Consider the following 21,244-nt stretch of genomic DNA (forward strand, 5'->3'; position numbering starts at 1 on the left):
CGCCCCGCCCGTGCGCTGGTGCGGGGTTGTGCCGGCGAACGTCGAATCCAACGCGCGATGGCATTTGGTCGGCGGGTCGTAGGTCGGCATTGTTGGGCGTCCCGCTCTTTCGGTGTGGTGGCTGTAGCGGCAGGTGGGTACTGGTTCTCCCGGCGCTGGTCGTTGGCCGGTTATTTCGGCGCGGCGTGAGGTGCGCCCTGTACAGATCGGCTTGACGGCCGCTAAGCTGATCGTGCAGGGCGTAGCGGGTCCGGCAGCAGGTCCATTCGTCGACGTCATCTTGTCGACGGGGCCTCTCGCCGGGGCAGCGCTGGGAGATCCTTTCCCGGTCGCGGTTCCTGGCGTTGGTTCGCCGCGACGGCGGCCGGGACGCCGTGGTTCGAAACCGGATACGCCACTCGAGGGAGACTGGCGGCGACCCCCCCACGCCGCCAGTCTCCCTCTTCGCCTGCGGGCGCGCATCTGCGCGGGCGCCCGTCGAGGTCCGGCCGATGGGGCCACGTCCTGATAAATTGACGGGACGATGACCACCCCTCCAGGGGGATCGTCTCCAGGGGGATCGTCCCCGGGGGAGTCGTCTCCGGGGGTCGTCCGACGGAGGTGGCGCAGGTGGTGACTGCCGGCACCCTCCGGCTGCCCAGGGCTCGCGGGACCGGTCCCGGCCGGGCGTTCGCCGCGGCGGTCCGGGTCCCCGTCGACGGGGTGGCGGTGGTCGCGCGATGAGCGCGGAGCGCGCACCCGACGAGGTCGTCCTGCAGGAGCAGGCAGGCGTCGGCGGCCCGGATGCCTTCCAACGCCTCTACACGCCGCACCGGCTGGCGTACATCAGGGGTGAGGGCCGCGGGCGGGACGATGAATGCCCCTTCTGCGCGATTGTCGAGATGTCCGACGAGGACGGTCTCGTGGTCGCCCGCGGAAAGACCGTCTATGCGGTGCTGAATCTCTATCCCTACAATGCTGGGCATCTTCTGGTCGTGCCTTATCGCCATGTCGCCGACTATGCCGACATGGAGTCCGAGGAAATCGTCGAGATGGCCTTCTTCGTGCGCCGGTCGCTGCGTGCCCTGCGGGCGGCCAGCGGCGCCCACGGTTTCAACACCGGGATGAACCTCGGTCATGTGGCCGGCGCCGGTATCGCCTCCCACGTGCACCAGCACATTGTTCCCCGCTGGGGTGGGGACACGAACTTCATGCCGGTCGTCGGTGTCACCCGGGTGCTGCCGGCGCTGCTGGGGCAGACCCGCGAGATGCTTGCCGAGGCCTGGGCGCGCGCCGCCGCGGACGAGTAGGGCAGCGGTGCGCGCCGCCGGCCGGTCAGGGGTTCGAGGTCGCCGCGAGGCGGTGGGGCATCCGCTCGTAACCGTGCGGCTCCCGATGGAATGTGCCGGTGCCGTGCGTTAGAGACTGCAATTCAATGACATATCTGGACATTTCCGCTTCGGGGATCTCGGCGTGAACGACGGTGCGGGCCGCCGCGGACACACCGGCCGACGCCGAATTCCGCGCGGCTGGCCGCGGCTCCATTCCGATCACGCGGCCGCGCCGCGTCGACACATCACCCACGACGGATCCGAGGAACTCGTCGGGCACCGTCACGTCGACCGTCAGCACCGGTTCGAGCACGACCACCCCACCCGCCTGCATCGCGTCGCGCAGGGCCAGTCCACCGGCGATCTGGAAGGCGACATCCGAGGAGTCGACACTGTGCGCCCTGCCGTCGACCAGGCGCACCCGCAGATCGGTCAGCGGACGGCCGGCGTGCATCCCCTGGGTCATCTGCGCCCGGATGCCCTTCTCCACTGAGGGGATGAAGGCCCGGGGAACCGCGCCGCCGACGACCTCGTCCACGAACTCGAGCCCACCGCCCGGCGCCAGCGGCTCCACCTCGATCCGGCAGACGGCGTACTGGCCGTGCCCGCCCGACTGTTTCACCTGACGCCCGAGACCCTGCGCGGGAGCGCGCAGGGTCTCCCGCAGCGGCACGGCCGGCGGTTCCGGGTCGACCAGGGTCCCGTAACGGTGGGTGAGACGGTCGAGAACCGCCTGCGCGTGTGCCTCACCCATGGTCCACAGGACCAGCTGGGCCGTCTGCGGGTCCTGGACGACCCGCAACGTCGGATCCTCGGCCGCGAGCCGGGCGAGCGCCGTCGAAAGACGGTCCTCGTCGGCGCGGCCGCGGGCCCGGATCGCCATCGGCAGCTGCGGTTCGGGCATCCGCCAGGCCGGCAGGTGACACGGATCGTCGAGGCTGGACAGCGTGTCACCGGTCTCGGCGGTACTCAGTTTCGTGATCACGCAGACCGCGCCCGCCGCGCATTCCGGCACGCTGTGCAACGCCGAGCCGAAGGGCTGGGACAGCGCGCCGACGCGCTCGCCGTCATCGTGGTCGCGGTGCCCGGCCGCCGCCCGACCGTGGCCGCTGACCTGCACGGCGTCGTCGGGGCGCAGCGTCCCGCTGAACACCCGTACGACGGACATCCGCCCGACGTACGGGTCGGTGGTCGTCTTGACCACCTCGGCCACCAGCGGTCCCGCCGGGTCACCGGTGGCGGGTACCCGCACGCTGCCGTCGGCGCGGGTCACCGGGGGCAGGGGGTGCTGCGCGGGCGAGGGGAAGCCCCGCACGACCAGGTCGAGAAGTTCGGTGCAGCCGAACCCGGCGGACGCCGACGCGGACCCGGACGCCGGCAGGAGGCCGACCGGCAGCACCGGGAAGAACGTCGCGCGGGCCACCGCCTTCCCCAGGTCGGCGAGAAGCAGCTCCGGGTCGGGTTCGGCGCCGGACAGGTAGGCGTCGAGCAGGCGCTCGTCCTCGCTCTCGGCGATGATGCCCTCGACCAGCGCGGCCCGGGCGGCGCCGCGGTGTGCGTCGGCGCCGGGGGCCTCGCCCGCCGACTCGCGGCGGCCGTCCGGGCCGTGGTCGACGGTGCGGCCGGTCAGCAGGCCGGTCAGCCGGATCCGGTCCTCGGACACCGGCCCGGGCAGCCAGGCCGGCAGGACGCCGGACCCGAAGGCCCGCTGGCACTCCCGCAGCGCGGCGGAGAAGTCCGCGCGGGCGTGGTCGAGCTGGGTGATCGCGATGGCCCGGGGCATGCCGACCTCGGCGCATTCCGCCCACAGCAGGGCTGTGGCACCGTCGACGCCGTCCACCGCGCTCACGACGAACAGGGCCGCGTCGGCGGCGCGCAGGCCGGCCCGCAGCTCACCGACGAAGTCGGGGTGACCGGGGGTGTCGAGCAGATTGACGGTGTGCCCGCGGTGGCTGACCGAGCACAGCGTGAGGCCCACCGACCGGGCTGGCCGGCGATCGGGCGCGGCGTGCCCGACGTAGCTGGTCTGGCCGCTCTGGCGCTCGCCCACGGGATGGTCGCCGTCCTGGTGCTCGGGCGGTCCGGCCGCCGCGAGCAGCCGGTCGACGAGTGCCGACTTGCCCGCTCCGGTGTGCCCCACCAGGACGACGTTGCGTACTTTGCACGAGGCTGCTGGCATCCTCGCCTCCTTGATCGGCGAATATCCGCTCGTCCGTATCGGCAGGGTCCTCCCGGGTGACGTGGAGCACAACCGCGCCGGGAGTCGTGGTCGGGTATGCACCGATCGTGGCGGCGGTACTGTGAAGACCGCCCGGAGCCGGGCACACGCGGGACGACGGGACGGACATGCTCGCTAGCAAGGCACGACCGCAGATTCAGAAGGTGCTCGACCCCGTGAGCCAGTGGGCCGCCCGGTCGTCGATCTCGCCGGACGTGGTGACGATCATCGGCACCGTCGGGGTCGCGGGCGCCGCGCTGGGCTTTTTCACCCGCGGTGTCTTCTTCCTGGGCACCGTCGTGGTCACGCTGTTCGTGTTCTCGGACCTCGTCGACGGAGTGATCGCCCGGGCCCGGGGTATCTCGTCGAAGTGGGGCGCCTTCCTCGACTCCACCTCGGACCGGGTCGGCGACAGCGCGATCTTCGGTTCGCTGGTGATCTGGTACGCCGGGGACGGGGACTCGATGCCCCTGGCGATCGCGGCGCTCGCCTGCCTCGTCGCCGGGTCGATCACCTCCTACGTGAAGGCCCGGGCCGAGGGCCTCGGCTTCACCTGCAACGTCGGTTTCGCCGAGCGCGGGGAGCGGCTGCTCGTCCTGCTCGTCGCCGCCGGCCTGTACGGCCTCGGCGTGCCGTACCTTCTGCCGGCCGCGCTGTGGTTCCTGGTGGGCGCGACCACGCTGACCGTGGCCCAGCGCGTCGTGCACGTGTACCGGCAGTGGTACCGAGCCGGTGATCCGCCGGCCCCGTCCGCCTCGACGGCAGCCCCGACCGTCCCGCCTGGCACCACCGTCGCACCCGGCACCGCGATTCCGCCCGGTACGGCGATCCCGCCGGGTGGCGCGGTTGCGTCGGGTCCCGCCGTTCCGCCCGGCCCCGCGGCGGCGGCCGCGGGGGGCGGTGGTGGCGGTCTGGGCACGTCCGGCCGTGGGTTCTGACCCGGGTTCGCTCCCCGCGGCGGGCGGCCGCGCGGTGCGCCTGGCGCGGCGACCGTGACCGCCGGGCGGCTTACCGACTTCGCCTACGCGACGGGCTGGCGGGGTGTCCGACTCCTGCCGGAGCCCGTGGCCGCGACCGCCTTCCGGCTCGGCGCGGACGTGGCCTGGCGGCGCGACGGCCGGGGGGTCCGCCGGCTGCGCGCCAACCTGAGCCGGGTGGCCCCGGCGGGCGCTGACCTCGACCGGCTGACCCGCGCGGCGATGCGCTCGTATGCCCGTTACTGGCTTGAGGTCTTCCGGCTCGCGGACCTCGACATCGAGCGGATCGTGCGGCGCATGCGGGTCGCGGACGAGCATCTGCTGCGCGCGTCGCACGCCCGCGGGGCCGGGACCGTGCTCGCCCTGCCGCACATGGGCAACTGGGAGCAGGCCGGCGCGTGGCTCGCGGCCAGCGGCATTCCGTTCACGACGGTGGCCGAGCGGCTGCGGCCCGAGTCGCTGTTCGAGCGGTTCGTCGCGTTCCGCACCGCGCTCGGGATGGAGGTCATCCCGCTGACCGGTGGCGAGAGCCCCCCGTTCGACCTGCTCGCCCAGCGGCTGCGGGCCGGCGGGGCGCTGTGCCTGCTCGCCGACCGGGACCTGTCCCGGTCGGGTGTTCCGGTGGAGTTCTTCGGCGCCACCGCCACGATGCCGGCGGGGCCGGCGGCCCTAGCCCTGGCCACCGGGGCAACACTGCTGCCCGTCACGCTCTGGTTCGACCGGGACGGCTGGAGCGCGCGGATCCATCCCGCGGTGGCGCCCACCGACGTCCCGACGATGACCCAGGGCCTGGCCGACGCCTTCGCCGCCGGGATCACCGCGCATCCCGCCGACTGGCACATGCTCCAGCGGGTGTGGCGCGATGATCTACCGGCGGTGTCGTGAGGATCGGCCTGGCCTGCCCGTACACCTGGGACGTGCCGGGCGGTGTCCAGGTGCATGTGCGTGACCTCGCCGAGACGCTGATCGCGGCGGGGCACGAGGTGTCCGTGATCACCCCGGTGGACGACGAGCGCAACCTGCCGCCGTACGCCGTCGACGCGGGCCGGGCGCTGCCCGTGCGGTACAACGGCTCGGTGGCCCGGCTGCTGATGGGCCCGGTCTCCGCGGCCCGGGTGCGGCGCTGGCTGCGCGAGCACGACTTCCACGTGCTGCACGTGCACGAGCCCGCCGCGCCCAGCGTCAGTCTGCTCGCGTGCGTGCTGGCCGACGGGCCGATCGTGGCGACGTTCCACACCGCCAACCCGCGGTCCCGGGTCCTCACCGCCGCGCATGGCGCGCTGCAACCGGCGTTCGAGAAACTGCGGGCCCGCATCGCCGTCTCCGAGGCCGCGCGGCGCACGCTCGTCGAACACCTCGGCGCCGACGCGATCCTGATCCCCAACGGGGTGGCGCTCGACAGTTTCGCGGACGCCGAGCCACTGCCCGACTACGCCGACGGTCCACCCACCGTCGTCTTCCTCGGCCGCATCGACGAGCCCCGCAAGGGTCTCGACGTGCTGCTGGCCGCGATGCCGCCGCTGCTCGCCACGGTCGCGGACGCACGCCTGCTGGTCGCCGGGCCGGGCGGAGTGGCCGGGCTGCGGGCGCGCCTGGACCCGCTCCTGCGCTCCCGGGTCGACCTGATCGGCCTGGTCTCCGACGCGGACAAGCCGCGGGTGTTCGCCTCCGGGCAGGTCTACTGCGCGCCGAACACCGGCCAGGAGAGCTTCGGCATCGTGCTGCTGGAGGCGATGGCGGCGGGCACGCCGGTCGTCGCCAGCGACATCGACGCGTTCCGCCGGGTGCTCGACGACGGCCGGGCCGGCCGCCTGTTCGAGGTCGGCGACCCGGCCCGGCTCGCGGCCGCCCTCGCCGAGGTGCTCACCGATCCCGTCGGCGCCGCCGACCTGGTGCGCCGCGGCCACGCCGCCGCCCGGGCCTACGACTGGCGCACCATCGCCGAACGGATCGTCGGCGTGTACCAGATGGTGTCGGGCGACCGGCCGGTGTCCGTCGCGCCCGGCTGACGTCCGCCGCCCTGAGCGCCGGGACGGGAGCCAGGTCACAACCGCGGGCCGGCTACGCTGCGCTCGATGAGCGTCCTCGTGGCCGTGGTCGCCGTGGTGGTGGCGATCGCGACCTATCTGACCTGGCTGGCCCTGCGGCTGGACCGGCTCGCCGCCAGGGTGGCGGACGCCCGCGGCGGGCTGGTCAGCCAGCTCGTCACCCGCGCCGACGCCGCCGCCGAGCTGGCCGAGCGGTGTGCGCTGCCGGGGCTGGCGGCCAGCGCCGCCCGGGCCAGGGCCGCCCACCCGCCGCTGCTCGCCGGATCCCCGCTGGACGGCGAGGTCGAGCTGGCCGAGAACGCGCTGAGCAGGTCGCTGCGGGCCGCCGCGGTCGCCGATGCCGGCCAGCGGTGCCCCGCGGACCTGCACGCGGTGGACTCCGCCGCGGCCCGGGTGGCGCTGGCCCGGCAGTTCCACAACGACGCGGTGCGGGACCTGCGTTCGCTGGCCGGGCGCCGGCTGGTCCGGGCCCTGCATCTCGCGGGCCGCCGCCCGGCGCCCGGTTACTTCGAGATCGACGATGCCCTGTCGTTGCGGGACGAACCGTCCCCACTGGTGGCCGGCGTGTCCCTGGCCGTCGAGACAGCACCGCGGCCCGACGCCGGCGACCCGGTCGACGAGGGCGGCCGGCCGGGCCTGGCCCGCTGACCGCCCGCCGGTTGACCCCCGCCGCCTGAGCCCGGGGACCTGGCCCGTTCGCCGGGCCGCCCGGTCGGGCGGGCTCGCGCCGTACGATGGGAAACCGACCCACCCGCACGGGAATCACCTGGCTGCGTGGCCGACCTACAGGTGTGCCTGCAATCGCAGGTGTGCCCGCCATGGTGGCCGCGGTCGCGGCCGTCCGTGGTGCCCGACCGACGCGAAAGAGACGGCGCATCATGTCCGAGGCCCAGACCGCATCCACCAGCGGCCAGGCGGCCGGCTCCGCCCGGCAGGCCGGCACGGCCGGCGTCAAGCGCGGCATGGCGGAGATGCTCAAGGGTGGCGTGATCATGGACGTGGTCACCGCCGAGCAGGCCCGCATCGCCGAGGACGCCGGCGCCGTCGCGGTGATGGCGCTGGAGCGGGTGCCCGCGGACATCCGCGCGCAGGGCGGCGTCGCCCGGATGAGTGACCCCGACATGATCTCGGAGATCATCGAGGCGGTGTCCATCCCGGTCATGGCCAAGGCGCGCATCGGGCACTTCGTCGAGGCGCAGGTGCTGCAGGCGCTCGGGGTGGACTACGTGGACGAGTCCGAGGTGCTCACCCCGGCCGACCCGCACCACCACATCGACAAGCGGTCGTTCACCGTGCCGTTCGTCTGCGGGGCGACGAACCTGGGCGAGGCGCTGCGGCGCATCGCCGAGGGCGCGGCGATGATCCGTTCCAAGGGGGAGGCCGGCACCGGCGAGGTCTCCAACGCCGTGGTCCACATGCGGACCATCCGTGCGGACATCGGCCGCCTCTCGGCGCTGCCCGCGGAGGAGCTCTACGCCGCCGCGAAGGAGCTGCGCGCTCCGGTCGAGCTGGTCGAGGAGGTGGCCCGGCTCGGCCGGCTGCCCGTCGTGCTGTTCACTGCCGGCGGCATCGCGACGCCCGCGGACGCGGCGCTGATGATGCAGCTCGGCGCCGACGGTGTGTTCGTCGGTTCCGGCATCTTCAAGTCCGGTGATCCGGCGCGGCGCGCCCGCGCGATCGTCGAGGCCACGACCATGTACAACGACCCTGACCTGCTGGTGAAGGTTTCCCGGGGCCTCGGCGAGGCGATGGTGGGCATCAACGTCACCGAGCTGCCGGCGACCGCGCGCTACGCCGACCGCGGCTGGTGAGCGACCCGCGGATCGGCATTCTCGCGTTGCAGGGAGACGTGCGCGAGCACGCCCGTGCCCTGGTGGCGGCCGGCGCGCGCCCGGTGGAGGTCCGCCGCGAGGCCGAGCTGGACGAGGTCGACGGGCTGGTGCTGCCCGGCGGCGAGTCCACGACGATCGGCCGGTTGCTGCGGGTGTTCGGGCTGCTCGAGCCGCTGCGGGCGAAGGTCGCGGCGGGCCTGCCCGTGTTCGGTTCGTGTGCTGGCATGATCCTGCTAGCGCGGGACGTCGTGGACGGCCGACCGGATCAGCCGCTGATCGGTGGACTGGACATGGTCGTCCGGCGCAACGCCTTCGGCCGGCAGGTCGACTCGTTCGAGGCGGACCTCGACGTCGTCGGCGTGCCGGGGCCGCCTGTGCACGCGGTCTTCATCCGGGCACCATGGGTAGACAAGGCGGGCGACGCGGTCGAGGTGCTGGCCCGTGTCGCCGAGGCGCCGGTGGCGGTCCGCCAGGGTCCGCTGCTGGCCACCGCGTTCCATCCCGAGCTGACCGGTGACTTCCGGGTCCACCGGCTGTTCGTCGACATCGTGCGATCGTCCCCATCGGTCGCTGATCGCAGGTAAGAGGGGCAGGACATGAGCGGTCACTCCAAATGGGCGACCACGAAGCACAAGAAGGCTGTCGTGGACGCCCGCCGCGGCAAGCTGTTCGCCAAGCTGGTCAAGACCGTGGAGGTCGCGGCCAAGACCGGCGGCGGCGACCCGGCGGGTAACCCGACGCTCGCGGATGCCATCGCGAAGGCCAAGTCGCAGTCGGTCCCGAACGACAACATCGATCGGGCGGTCAAGCGCGGCTCCGGCGAGCTCGCCGGCGGCGCGAACTACGAGAACATCACCTACGAGGCCTACGGGCCCGCCGGGGTGGCGATCCTCGTCGAGTGCCTGACCGACAACCGCAACCGGGCCGCGTCCGACGTGCGGGTGGCGATCACCCGCAACGGCGGGACGCCGGCGGACCCGGGCTCGGTGTCGTACCTGTTCAACCGCAAGGGCGTCGTGCTGCTCACGAAGTCCGCCGGGCTGACCGAGGACGACGTGCTGCTCGCGGTGCTCGATGCCGGCGCGGAGGAGGTCAACGACCTCGGTGACGTCTTCGAGGTGATCTCCGAGGCCACCGACCTGCACGCGGTGCGGGTGGCGGCGGGCGACGCCGGCCTGGAGATCACCTCGGCGGACGTCTCCTGGCTGCCGAGCGTGAGCGTGCCCCTGGACGCGGAGCCCGCGGCCAAGGTGCTCAAGCTCGTCGAGGCGGTCGAGGACCTGGACGACGTCCAGAACGTCTGGTTCAACGGCGACATCTCGGACGACGTCATGGAGCTCGTCACCAGCTGACCCGCGGGTGCGCCGGGCCGGCGCGATCTGTTGGGCGTGTCGTGGATGTCCGGTTGCGGTGGGCGATCTACTATCGAACGGATGTTCCCGCGGCGCGCTGTCGGGAGGCTGCGCGCTGTCAGGAGGCTGGTGGTCGGGAGGGTGGATGCGGGTACTGGGCGTCGATCCGGGGTTGACCCGGTGCGGCCTGGGCGTGGTCGACGGGGCGGTCGGTTCGCGGGCCCGCCTCGTCGAGGTGGGGGTGGTGCGCACCCCGGCCGGCTCGCCGGTACCGGAGCGGCTGCGTGCCGTGGCCGACGGCATCGATGCCTGGCTCGACCGCACCCGGCCGGACGCGGTGGCCGTGGAGAAGGTCTTCAGTCAGGCCAACGTCCGCACGGTCATGGGCACGGCGCAGGCCGGCGCCGTCGCGATCATGCTGGCGGCCCGGCGTGACCTGCCCGTCGGCCTCTACACGCCCAGTGAGGTCAAGGCGGCGGTGACGGGCAGCGGCCGGGCGGACAAGGCCCAGGTCGGTTTCATGATCAGCAAGCTGCTGGGGTTGACGGAGGTGCCGCGCCCGGCCGACGCGGCGGACGCGCTGGCGCTGGCGCTGTGCCACGTGTGGCGCGGCCCGGCGCTGGCGAGGCTGCGGGCCGCCGCCGGCGGCGAGGTGGCCTCGTGATCGCCTCGGTCGCGGGCACCGTCACGGCGCTCGGTCCGCTGAGCGCCGTGGTCGAGGTGGGCGGGGTCGGGCTGCTGGTGCAGTGCACCCCGGCGACGCTCGCCGGGCTGCGGGTGGGCGAGCCGGCCCGGCTGGCGACCACCCTCGTGGTGCGCGAGACGGAGCTGACCCTCTACGGCTTCACCGACGCCGACGCCCGGGACGTCTTCGAGAGTCTGCAGTCCGCCGCCGGCGTGGGCCCGAAGCTCGCCCAGGCCGTCCTCGGCGTGCTCGAGCCGGACATGGTGCGCCGGGCCGTCGCCGAAGAGGACCTCGCGGTGCTCACCCGGGTTCCCGGGATCGGCCGCAAGGGCGCCCAGCGCATCGTCCTGGACCTGCGCGACCGCCTCGGCCCGCCCCCCGGTGCCCCGGTGCCCGGCCCCCGGCCGGGGAAGGCGGGCGTGGCCGGCGCCGGCGGCGCCGCCGCCGACACCGTGCGGGAGGCCCTCGCCGGGCTCGGCTACTCGGCCCGCGAGGCCGAGGACGCGGTCAGCCGGGCGCTGGCCGCCCTGGTGGACCCGCCGGACGTCGCCGCCGCGGACGGTTCAGCCCCGTCCGCGACCTCGGCTCCCGACGCGGCGACCCTGCTGCGGGCCAGTCTCGCGGTGCTGCGCCGATGACGGCGCGGGTCGGCCGGGTGCCGGAGCCGGTCCACGGGCCCGTCGGCGGGTCAGGGCGCGGCGCGGATGGCTGACGAGGGGCTTGTCTCCGCGGTCGCCAACGCCGAGGAGCGGGCGTTCGAGGCTGGCCTGCGCCCGCGCACGCTGGCGGAGTTCGTCGGCCAGCGCAAGGTCCGCGAGCAGCTGTCCATCATGTTGGAGGGAGCCCGGGCCCGGGGTCGCCCGCCGGACCATGTCCTGCTGTCCGGGCCGCCCGGGCTCGGCAAGACCAGCCTCGCCATGATCGTGGCGGAGGAGCTGGAGGTGCCGCTGCGGATCACCAGCGGACCGGCGATCGAGCGCGCCGGTGACCTCGTCGCGGTCCTTACTTCGCTGTCCCCCGGCGAGGTGCTCTTCCTGGACGAGATCCACCGCATCGCGCGACCGGCGGAGGAGCTGCTCTACTCGGCGATGGAGGACTTCCGCGTCGACGTGATCCTCGGCAAGGGTCCGGGTGCGACCGCGATCCCGCTGGAGGTCGCCCCGTTCACGCTGGTCGGCGCCACGACCCGCTCCGGGCTGCTGACCGGACCGCTGCGCGACCGCTTCGGCTTCACCGCCCACCTGGACTTCTACGCCCCGGACGAGCTCGCCCGGGTGCTGACCCGCTCGGCCGGGCTCCTCGGCGTCTCCCTCACCGACGAGGGCGCCGCGGAGGTCGCCGGCCGCTCCCGGGGCACCCCCCGCATCGCCAACCGCCTGCTGCGCCGGATGCGGGACTACGCCGAGGTGCGCGCCGACGGCGTGGTCGACCGCGCGACCGCCGAGGCGGCGCTGCGCGTCTACGACGTCGACGCGCTCGGTCTCGACCGGCTGGACCGGGCCGTGTTGGAAGCCCTGGTCACCCGGTTCGGCGGCGGGCCGGTGGGACTCACGACGCTGGCCGTGTCGGTGGGGGAGGAGCCGGAGACGGTCGAGGACGTGGCCGAGCCGTTCCTGCTGCGTGCCGGGCTGCTGATCCGCACGGCCCGCGGGCGGATGGCCACGCCCGCCGCGTTCGAGCATCTCGGCGTCGCTCCGGTGGCCGAACCGCTCGGCCGCAGCCAGGCCACGCTGTTCCTCGACGGCAGCTGACCGCGCGCCGACCGGTGCCGGATCCGGCCGACATGACCGGCCGCAAACCGGACACTGTGGCCCTGCCCACCGATGGCATCGGTTGGCTACGTACGATCGCCGCAACACATCTGGAGGGCAGGACGTGCACGGACTTGTAACAGCGGCGACCGCGGCCGGCAACGGCGGAGGCAGTTCGATCGGCGGGTTCCTACTTCCGCTGATCATCGTCCTTGCCGTCGTCTACATCTTCACGATGCAGCGTCGTCGTGCCCGGACCCAGCAGGACCAGGTGTCCCGGCTGGTGCCCGGCGCCCTCGTGGTCACCACCGCCGGCCTGTATGCGACCGTCGTGGAACTGGACGACGGCGACGTGCTGCTGGAGGTCGCCCCCGACGTCGTCTGCCGGTTCGCCAGCAACGCGGTCGTGCGGGTGGTCACTCCGCCGACGGTGTCCGACGACGAGGACACCCCGGACGGCGACGACGACCGGCCCGAGTCCGCGGGCGACGCGGACGGCCCGGCGGCGGCAGCCGACCCGACCGGGTCCGACGGCGAGGCGGCCGGCCAGGAGCCGGACGCCCCCAGGCCGCCGCGCAAGGAACTGTGAGGCGGCGTCTCGCCGCGTCACCGCCGGGGGCTTGGAACGTACCCTCGGTGACATTCGTTCGGGTACGTTGAGCACCGCCGCTCCGGGCAACGGCGAGGCGAACCAGCGCCGGTCTCCCGGTGCGTGAGGAAGGGACTCGCACGTGGCACGCCGCTCGGCACGGGTTTCCGCGGGGAGCTCCGACTGGACCCGGCTGGGGGTCCTCGCCGCTCTGGCCGCCGTTCTCTACGGCCTGATGGCACTCACCGGAAACTGGACTCCCCGGCTCGGCCTCGACCTCCAGGGCGGCACGAGCGTGATCCTCACGCCCAAGGCCATCTCCGGCTCGCACGTCGACTCCGGCGCCATCAACCAGGCAGTGGACATCATCCGCCAGCGGGTTGACGGCCTCGGTGTCGCCGAGTCCGAGGTCCACCGCACCGGTAACCAGATCGAGATCTCCGTCCCCGGACGTGGCCGCAACGATGTGGTCGACCTGGTCGGGCAGACGGCGGAGCTGCGCTTCCGGGAGGTCTACGACGTCTCGGCGGCCACTCCCGCCGCGACCCCCACCCCGGCCCCCACTGCCGTGCCCACCCCGGCCGCCGGATCGACCGCGACCCCCTTGGGCGCGCCGGCATCGCCCTCGGTGACGCCCAGCCCGTCCGTCGTGCCCAGCCCGTCGGCATCGAACAAGCCGGCCGCGCTCGGCGACGGCTCGGACCTGGTGGCTCAGCCGGTGGCGTTGGCCGCCCACAGCGGTGCCGGGGCCATCACGGCCGCGGGAACCAACGCGGCGGCGAGGATCGTGACGGCAGCGTCCGCCGCGCCCGCGGCGTCCGTTGCCCCCGCGGCGTCCAGCGCGCCCGCGGCGTCCGCCGGTGCTCCGGCGGCCTCCGCCTCCCCGGCGCCGTCGGCGAGCGCGACGGCCCCCGCGACCGGCTCCACCGCCGCGACCGGACCGACCCCGCCGGCCGACGTGGCGGCCCGTTACAAGGCGCTGACCTGCGATGCCGCCGACAAGCGCAAGGCGGCGCTCGGCACCGACCGGCCGCAGGACTGGACGGTGGCCTGCGACCGGACCCAGACCCAGAAGTACCTGCTCATGCCGGCGTCGGTCGTCGGTACCGACGTGAAGACGGCCTCCGCCGGGCTGGCTGGCTCCGGTGGTACCACCAACGTCAACACCGGCGCGTGGGTGGTGAACGTCGACTTCACCGGCTCCGGGCAGAACAAGTTCACCAAGCTGACCGAGGCGACCATCGGCAAGCAGGTCGCGATCGTGCTTGACGGCGTGGTCCAGTCCGCGCCGTCGACCAACGAACGCATCGCCGGCTCGGCCCAGATCTCCGGCTCGTTCACCCAGTCCGATGCCGAGGACCTCGCCAACGTCCTGCGCTACGGCGCGCTGCCGCTTGCCTTCGAGCGTTCCCAGGCGGAGTCGATCTCGCCGACGCTCGGCCAGGACTCGCTGCACGGCGGCCTGCTCGCCGGCGCCCTCGGGCTGCTGCTCGTCATCGCCTACTCGTTCCTGTACTACCGGGCGCTGGGCATCGTCGTGGTGAGCTCGCTCGCGGTCAGCGGCATGGTCATCTACGCGGCGGTGGTGCTGCTCGGCGCCGCGATCGGCTTCACCCTGTCCCTCGCCGGCATCGCCGGCCTGATCGTGTCCATCGGCGTCACCGCGGACTCGTTCGTCGTCTACTTCGAACGCATCAAGGACGAGGTGCGGTCCGGCCGCACGGTGCGGGTGGCCGCGGACCGGGCCTGGCCGGCCGCGCGGCGCACCATGCTCTCGGCGGACACGGTGTCCTTCCTCGCGGCCGCGGTGCTGTACATCCTCTCGATCGGCTCCGTGCGCGGGTTCGCCTTCACCCTCGGCCTGTCCACGCTGAGTGACGTTCTCATCATGTTCATCTTCACCCGGCCGCTGGTGGCCCTGCTGGTGCGGCGCAGACTGTTCTCCTCCAGCCGGTTCTCGGGCCTGAGTCCGAAGTCAGTCGGCGGGCGGGCCGGTGCCGCGCCCCCCGCCGTCGCGACCCGGGCGCGGTTGGCCAAGCGGCCGGCGCCGGCCGGGCAGAAGCGGGAGAGCTGATCGATGGCACTGCTCGCGCGGGTCTACCGCAGCGACTTCCACGCCGACTTCGTCGGCCGTCGCCGGGTCTGGTACACGGTCTCCGGCGTCGTGCTCGCGGTGTGTGTCCTCAGCATGATCGTGCGGGGCTTCAGTCTCGGCATCGAGTTCTCCGGCGGCGCGGTGCTGCAGCTCCCGACCAACGGCGGCACGGTCGAACAGGTCGACCAGACGCTGTCCAGCGTCGGGATCAGCCCGTCCGACAGCGTCGTGCAGCAGCTGGAGACGTCGAAGCAGTTCCGCATCCAGACGAAGTCCCTCACCGACGCCCAGACCGACGAGCTGACGAACGCGCTGGCGAAGCAGTTCTCGGTGGCGAACCCGGACCGCGACATCGCGGTGTCGACGGTCGGCTCGTCCTGGGGATCCACGATCACCAAGAAGGCGATCCAGGGTCTGGTCGTCTTCCTCATCCTTGTCGTGATCTACCTGTCGATCCGGTTCGAGTGGAAGATGGCGCTCGCGGCGATGGCCGCGCTCATCCACGACCTCGTCGTCACGATGGGTATCTACTCCCTTGTCGGCTTCGAGGTCTCCCCGTCCACGGTGATCGCCGTCCTCACCATTCTGGGCTTCTCGCTCTACGACACCGTGGTGGTGTTCGACCGAGTGCGGGAGAACACGGCGGGGATGGCGACCTCCAACAGACGTACCTATGCCGAGGCGACGAACGACGCGCTCAACGAGACGCTGGTCCGCTCGCTCAACACCTCGCTGATCGCCCTCATCCCGGTGGCGTCGCTGCTGTTCGTCGGCGCCGGGCTGCTCGGCGCCGGCACGTTGAAGGACCTCGCGCTCGCCCAGTTCGTCGGCATCGCCTCCGGTACCTACTCGTCGTTGTTCTTCGCCACGCCGCTGCTGGTGGACCTCAAGCGGGGAGAGCCCGAGGTCAAAGCACTCGACGCGCGGGTTGCCCGGGAGCGGGCCCGGCGCGTGCGGGCAGCCGCCTCGGTGGAGTCCACCGAGGCGGCCGGCGGTGCGACGACGCCGACCCGAGTGGGTGCCCGCGCCGCGGCGGAGCCGGACGATCCGGACGGCTCCGATCCCACCAGCCGGGAACCGGTGCCCGCCGGGGTGAACCTGGCCGGTGGGGCACGCAGACCCCCGGCGGCGGGTCCCCCCCGGCGCGCCGGGGGGCGTAAACCCGGTCGGCGAGGGCGTCCGAGCGGTAAGAAACGTCGGTAACCCGGGGCTGGTCCCGGACGCGGCCACCGGCCGTTCCGGGCGCCCGGGGAAAGATCTCCGGACTAGCCCGAAAGTGGGATGAGCAGGACGATGACGAGCATCGGCGAGGCGGCACCCGAGCGGTCCGCCACGAACGACGCGGCCGCCGACGTGTTGCGTGGCCACATCCGGGACATCCCGGACTGGCCGCAGCCCGGAGTCGTGTTCAAGGACATCACCCCGCTGCTGTCCTCACCCGCCGCGTTCGGCGTGGTGATCGGCGCACTGGCGGACGTCGCGCGGGAACGCGGCGCGACGACGATCGCCGGGATCGAGGCGCGCGGCTTCCTGCTCGCCGCCCCGGTCGCCGACCGGATCGGCGCGGGCCTGGTGCCGATCCGCAAGAAGGGCAAACTGCCCGGCCCGACCCGAAGCGCGACCTACGACCTGGAGTACGGCACCGCCACCATCGAGATCCACGCCGACGCGGTCCCCGCCGGTGAACGGGTGCTGCTGATCGACGACGTGCTCGCGACCGGCGGCACGGCGGCAGCCGCCCACGGCCTGCTCGTCGGCTGCGGAGCCGACGTGGTGGGCCTGGCGGTGTTGATGGAGCTGTCCTTCCTGCCCGGACGGGATCGGACCGCGCCGCTCGATATTGTTCCGATTCTGACCATCTGACCCTCTGCCGGTCGGGGCTGCGGAAGGCTCCCGGGCTATCCGGCGTTAGGCTCGGTGTCTAGCCAACGCAGGAGCGGCCCGTGCCTGAGGCAGCCCCGGTCACCACCGGAGCGTCGTCGCCCGCCGTCCCGGCCCGCAAGCCGGGCTCGGCGGACGATCGCGTGCGCCCCGGTTCGGGCGGCTCCCCCCGCGGCTCTCTTTCGGCCGGCCCGTCGTCCGCCAGCCCGGCCTCGTCTTCCGGTGCGGCCTCGTCTTCCGGTGCGGCCTCGTCTTCCAGCGCAGCCTCGTCCGGTCCGCCGTCCGCTGGTCCGGCCTCGGCTGGTCCGCCGCCGTCCGCTCCGCCCCTGTCCGGTTCCTCGCCGTCGGGTCCGCCGGAGGCGGTTGGTCCGGACGAATCCCTGCCGCGGGTGGCGGCGGACGCGCAGTGGCCGGGGGCGGCAGCGGCGCCGGGCGTGGGGTCAGCTCCGGCGGCGGGCGACGCCGCTCCGGTGATCCCCAGGCTCGGGCATGAGTCGCCGCCGCTGCCGCGCCGGGTGCGCGGCCGGCTCTCGCGGCTGTCCACCCACCGGGCGACCCCGTCGTCCGCGCTCGACCCGGTCCTGCGCGGCCTGCTCGCCAACCACCCGCGGGCTGACATCAGCCAGGTGCAGCGTGCCTTCGAGGTGGCCGACGCCGCGCACGCCGGCCAGATCCGCTTCTCCGGCCATCCGTACATCACCCATCCGATCGCGGTGGCGAGCATCCTCGCCGACCTCGGCATGGACACGGCGACCCTGTCCGCGGCCCTCCTGCACGACACGCTGGAGGAGACCACGCTGACCCCCGAGGCGATCCGGGAGACCTTCGGCGACCAGATCGCGCTGATCGTCGATGCGGTCAGCAAGCTGAACCGGGTCAAGGTCGGCGAGGCCGCGCAGGCGGAGACCATCCGGCGGATGGTCGTCGCGATGGCCCGCGACCCCCGGGCGCTGGTCGTCAAGCTCTCCGACCGGCTGCACAACATGCGCACCCTGCGTTTCCTGCCCGAGCACAAGCAGGAGCGCAAGGCGCGCGAGACGCTGGAGGTCTACGCGCCGCTCGCCCACCGGCTCGGGATGAACTCGTTGAAGTGGGAGCTGGAGGACCTCTCCTTCGCCGCGCTGTACCCGAAGCGCTACGACGAGATCGTCCGGCTGGTCGCCGACCGCGCCCCGAGCCGGGACGTCTACCTCGCCGAGGTCATCGGGCAGGTCCAGGCGGGCCTGCGGGACACCCGCATCCGCGCGGTCGTCTCCGGACGGCCGAAGCACTACTACTCGATCTACCAGAAGATGGTCGTGCGCGGCCGGTCGTTCGACGACATCTACGACCTGGTCGGCATCCGCATCCTGGTCGACTCGGTACGCGACTGCTATGCGACCCTGGGCAACGTCCATGCGAACTGGAAGCCGATTCCGGGCCGCTTCAAGGACTACATCGCGATGCCCAAGTTCAACATGTACCAGTCGCTGCACACGACCGTCATCGGGCCCGAGGGCAAGCCGGTCGAACTGCAGATCCGCACGCACGCCATGCACAACCGGGCCGAGTACGGCATCGCCGCCCACTGGAAGTACAAGGAGGACGGGGTCGCCGCCCGCTCCTCGGAGAGCTCCCGGTCCAGCCGTCGCAAGAACCCCGAGCCGGACCTGACGACCTGGCTGCGGCAGGTGCTCGACTGGCAGCGCGAGAGCGCCGACCCCGGCGAGTTCCTCGACAGCCTGCGCTTCGCCGCCGAGAGCGACGAGGTCTTCGTCTTCACCCCGAAGGGCGACGTCATCCCGCTGCCGGTCGGCTCGACGTCGGTGGACTTCGCCTACGCCGTGCACACCGACGTCGGCCACCACTGCGTCGGCGCCCGGATCAACGGCCGGATCGCGACCCTGGACACCACCCTCGACAACGGCGACACCGTGGAGATCTTCACCTCCCGGGCGCACTCGGCCGGTCCCAGCCAGGACTGGCTGATGTTCGTCCGGTCCTCGCGGGCCCGGGCGAAGATCCGCCAGTGGCACGCCCGTGAGCGCCGCGAGGACGCGATCGTCGCCGGCCGGGACGCGCTCGGCCGGGCGATGCGCCGCCACGGCCTGCCGCTGTCCCGGCTGATGAGCGGTGACGCGCTGCTGGGCCTGGCCAAGGACATGCGCCACGCCGACGTCGCGGCGCTGTACGCGGCGGTGGGGGAGAACCACCTCAGCGCCGAGTCGGTGGTCTCGAGGCTGCTGGTGTCCCTGGGCGGTCCCGAGGGCGCGGAGGAGGACGTCGGCGAGACCGAGCTGCCGATCCGCACCCTGCGCCGCACCACCGGGGAACCCGGCGTGCTGGTCACCGGGTCGCCCGACGTGTGGACGAAGCTGGCCCGCTGCTGCACGCCGATGCCCGGCGACGACATCGCCGGCTTCGTCACCCGCGGCAAGGGCGTGTCGGTGCACCGCACCGACTGCTCGAACCTCAGCGGCCTGCGCGGCGGCCCCCACGACCGGCTCGTCGGGGTGGAGTGGGCGCCGTCGTCGGGCTCGATGTTCCTCGCCGTGATCCAGGTCGAGGCGCAGGACCGCACCAAGCTGCTCTCCGACGTCACCCGGGTGCTCTCCGACCGGCACGTGAACATCCTGTCGGCCTCGGTGGCCACCAGCCGGGACGCCTCGACCCGCGAACCGGTCGCGATCAGCCGTTTCACCTTCGAGATGGGCGACGCGAAGCATCTCGGGCACATTCTGAGCGCGGTGCGCTCCCTGGACGGGGTGTACGAGTGTTTTCGCGTCACCTCGGGCGTACAGGTCTAGAGAGACAAGGGGGACGCCGTGGACGCTGAGACCGTGGGTGCCGGCCTGCCGGCCGGTGGCGGACTGTCCCCGGCGCTGTCCCGCGCCGATGGCGGTGACGACGCGTCCCGGGCCCTGACCGCGGCGCGCCAGGCCAGCGTGCGCCTGGCGCATCTGGCCCGGCGGATGGCCTCGCCGCGAATGTCGCAGGTGCCGCCCGAGCTGCGCGACGTGGTCGAGGCCCATCGTGACTACCATCCCCGGGCCGACGTCGCGGCCCTCGTGCACGCCTACGGTGTCGCCGAGCGGCTGCACGCCGGCCAGATGCGCCGCAGCGGTGACCCGTACATCAGCCATCCGCTGGCCGTCACCCAGGCGCTGGCGGAGCTCGGCGTCGACACGACCACGCTGATCGCCGCGCTGCTGCACGACACCGTCGAGGACACCGGCTACACCCTCGACTCCGTCGTCGAGGAGTTCGGCGCCGAGGTCGCGAACCTCGTCGACGGGGTCACGAAGCTGGACAAGATGCGCTTCGGCGAGGCGGCCGAGGCCGAGACGCTGCGTAAGCTGATCGTCGCGCTCGCCCGGGACTACCGGGTGCTCGTCATCAAGATCGCCGACCGGCTGCACAACATGCGCACGCTGAACTTCATGTCGCCGGCGAAGCAGGTGAAGATCTCCCGGGTCACCCTGGAGATCCTCGCGCCGCTGGCCCACCGGCTCGGCGTCAGCGTGATCAAACGCGAGCTCGAGGATCGCGCGTTCGCCGTGCTGCATCCGGCCGAGTACACCCGCATCGCCGGCATCGTCGACGAGTTCACCGCCGCGGAACAGGCGTCGAGCGCGGTCGGTGCGATGGTCGCCCGGCTGCGCTCGGGGCTCGCGTCCGCGCGCATCGACGGCCAGGTCTCCATCCGCGCCAGCCACCTGTTCTCGATCTACAAGCGGGCGCAGGAGCGGGCCCGGCCGCCGCAGGACTACACCGACATCGTCCGGGTGCTCGTCCTCGTCGACGAGGTCACGGACTGCTACGCGGCCCTCGGGGTGATCCACGCGCTGTGGCGGCCGGTGCCGGGCCGGCTGCGGGACTTCGTGGCCACGCCGAAGTTCAACATGTACCAGTCGCTGCACACCACGGTCGTCGACGACTCCGGGCGCAGCATCGACATCCAGATCCGCACGCCGTCCATGCACCGGCTGGCCGAGACCGGCATCCTCGCCCGCCCGGTCGGGCCCGGTGCCGACGGTGCCCGGCTGGAGGGCCTGTCCTGGCTGCACAGCCTGCTGGACTGGCAGGAGGACACCGTCGACTCCGACGAGTTCCTGGAGTCGCTGTCCTCGGACCTGGAGTCCGACGAGGTCTTCGCCTTCACCCCGAAGGGCCGGATGATCGCGCTGCCGGCGCGGTCCTCCCCGGTCGACGTCGCCTACGCGGTGCACACCGATGTCGGGCACCGGGCCATCGGCGCCCAGGTCAACGGCCGGCTCGTCCCGCTGCACACCCGGCTGCGCAACGGCGACGTCGTCGAGATCCTCACCTCCAACCTGCCCGGCGCCGGTCCGTCCGAGGACTGGCTGCGGTTCGTGAGGACCTCGCGGGCCCGCGTGCGCATCCGGCGCCGGCTGGCCCGCCAGCGCCGCGACGCCGCAGCCGGCCAGGTGCCGCCGGAGTCCGCGGCCGGCGGGCTCGAGGCGCCTGTCGGCGCCGCGGTCGCGGACCCCGTGGCCGAGCCGGCCA

General features: G+C 73.0%; 18 protein-coding genes. 17 read left to right on the forward strand and 1 reads right to left on the reverse strand.

Annotated elements, in window-relative coordinates; all coding sequences use genetic code 11:
* Positions 1–719 precede the first annotated feature (719 nt).
* Positions 720–1,289: an HIT family protein gene (locus MXD60_RS12940; protein WP_248819282.1), complete on the forward strand. Its 570-nt coding sequence runs from the start codon at positions 720–722 to the stop codon at positions 1,287–1,289.
* Positions 1,290–1,314: 25 nt separating this feature from the next.
* Here the strand turns inward: MXD60_RS12940 and MXD60_RS12945 are convergent, their stop codons facing one another.
* Positions 1,315–3,489 (reverse strand): elongation factor G-like protein EF-G2, encoded by a 2,175-nt coding sequence (locus tag MXD60_RS12945; RefSeq protein WP_248819283.1) that lies wholly within the window; start codon positions 3,487–3,489, stop codon positions 1,315–1,317.
* Positions 3,490–3,656: 167 nt separating this feature from the next.
* Here MXD60_RS12945 and pgsA point away from each other — a divergent pair, with 167 nt between their 5' ends.
* The 16 genes from pgsA to MXD60_RS13025 form a co-directional block, all read left to right on the forward strand.
* A complete protein-coding gene (gene pgsA, locus MXD60_RS12950; RefSeq protein ID WP_248819284.1) occupies positions 3,657–4,466 on the forward strand; it encodes a phosphatidylinositol phosphate synthase in 810 nt (269 codons plus the stop codon).
* Positions 4,467–4,520: 54 nt separating this feature from the next.
* Positions 4,521–5,390: a phosphatidylinositol mannoside acyltransferase gene (locus tag MXD60_RS12955; protein WP_248819285.1), complete on the forward strand. Its 870-nt coding sequence runs from the start codon at positions 4,521–4,523 to the stop codon at positions 5,388–5,390.
* Entirely contained in the window at positions 5,387–6,514 is a 1,128-nt protein-coding gene (locus MXD60_RS12960) for a glycosyltransferase family 4 protein (RefSeq protein WP_248819286.1), read from the forward strand. The genes MXD60_RS12955 and MXD60_RS12960 overlap by 4 nt, the downstream gene beginning before the upstream one ends.
* 66 nt (positions 6,515–6,580) lie before the next feature.
* Positions 6,581–7,201, forward strand: coding sequence for a hypothetical protein (locus MXD60_RS12965; protein ID WP_248819287.1), 621 nt, complete (start codon positions 6,581–6,583; stop codon positions 7,199–7,201).
* 230 nt (positions 7,202–7,431) lie between these two features.
* A complete protein-coding gene (pdxS, locus tag MXD60_RS12970) occupies positions 7,432–8,364 on the forward strand; it encodes a pyridoxal 5'-phosphate synthase lyase subunit PdxS (RefSeq protein WP_283098268.1) in 933 nt (310 codons plus the stop codon).
* Complete coding sequence (gene pdxT, locus MXD60_RS12975; protein ID WP_248819288.1) at positions 8,361–8,969, forward strand: pyridoxal 5'-phosphate synthase glutaminase subunit PdxT; 609 nt, start codon at positions 8,361–8,363, stop codon at positions 8,967–8,969. Before pdxS ends, pdxT begins: the two co-directional genes overlap by 4 nt.
* Before the next feature lie 12 nt (positions 8,970–8,981).
* The gene (locus MXD60_RS12980; RefSeq protein ID WP_248819289.1) at positions 8,982–9,737 is read left to right on the forward strand and encodes a YebC/PmpR family DNA-binding transcriptional regulator; all 756 of its coding nucleotides are present in this window, start codon (positions 8,982–8,984) and stop codon (positions 9,735–9,737) included.
* 145 nt (positions 9,738–9,882) lie between these two features.
* Positions 9,883–10,401, forward strand: a complete 519-nt coding sequence (ruvC, locus tag MXD60_RS12985) for a crossover junction endodeoxyribonuclease RuvC (RefSeq protein ID WP_248819290.1) — start codon at positions 9,883–9,885, stop codon at positions 10,399–10,401.
* Complete coding sequence (ruvA, locus tag MXD60_RS12990; protein ID WP_248819291.1) at positions 10,398–11,060, forward strand: Holliday junction branch migration protein RuvA; 663 nt, start codon at positions 10,398–10,400, stop codon at positions 11,058–11,060. Before ruvC ends, ruvA begins: the two co-directional genes overlap by 4 nt.
* Before the next feature lie 66 nt (positions 11,061–11,126).
* Positions 11,127–12,173, forward strand: coding sequence for a Holliday junction branch migration DNA helicase RuvB (ruvB, locus tag MXD60_RS12995; protein WP_248819292.1), 1,047 nt, complete (start codon positions 11,127–11,129; stop codon positions 12,171–12,173).
* A gap of 124 nt (positions 12,174–12,297) precedes the next feature.
* On the forward strand, positions 12,298–12,762 hold the full coding sequence (locus tag MXD60_RS13000; RefSeq protein ID WP_248819293.1) for a preprotein translocase subunit YajC: 465 nt from the start codon (positions 12,298–12,300) through the stop codon (positions 12,760–12,762).
* A 142-nt stretch (positions 12,763–12,904) separates the two neighbouring features.
* Entirely contained in the window at positions 12,905–14,836 is a 1,932-nt protein-coding gene (secD, locus tag MXD60_RS13005) for a protein translocase subunit SecD (protein WP_248819294.1), read from the forward strand.
* A gap of 3 nt (positions 14,837–14,839) precedes the next feature.
* Positions 14,840–16,060 (forward strand): protein translocase subunit SecF, encoded by a 1,221-nt coding sequence (secF, locus tag MXD60_RS13010; protein WP_248819295.1) that lies wholly within the window; start codon positions 14,840–14,842, stop codon positions 16,058–16,060.
* Between the two features lie 90 nt (positions 16,061–16,150).
* Positions 16,151–16,720 carry an adenine phosphoribosyltransferase gene (locus MXD60_RS13015; RefSeq protein ID WP_248819296.1) on the forward strand — a complete coding sequence of 190 codons (570 nt, stop codon included), beginning with the start codon at positions 16,151–16,153 and terminating at the stop codon, positions 16,718–16,720.
* An 80-nt stretch (positions 16,721–16,800) separates the two neighbouring features.
* A complete protein-coding gene (locus MXD60_RS13020; RefSeq protein ID WP_518467868.1) occupies positions 16,801–19,524 on the forward strand; it encodes a RelA/SpoT family protein in 2,724 nt (907 codons plus the stop codon).
* Between the two features lie 18 nt (positions 19,525–19,542).
* The coding region (locus tag MXD60_RS13025) for a RelA/SpoT family protein (RefSeq protein WP_248819297.1) at positions 19,543–21,244 on the forward strand (1,702 nt) is incomplete at its 3' end.

The sequence above is a fragment of the Frankia sp. AgB32 genome (assembly GCF_023243045.1).
GTDB lineage: Bacteria > Actinomycetota > Actinomycetes > Frankiales > Frankiaceae > Frankia.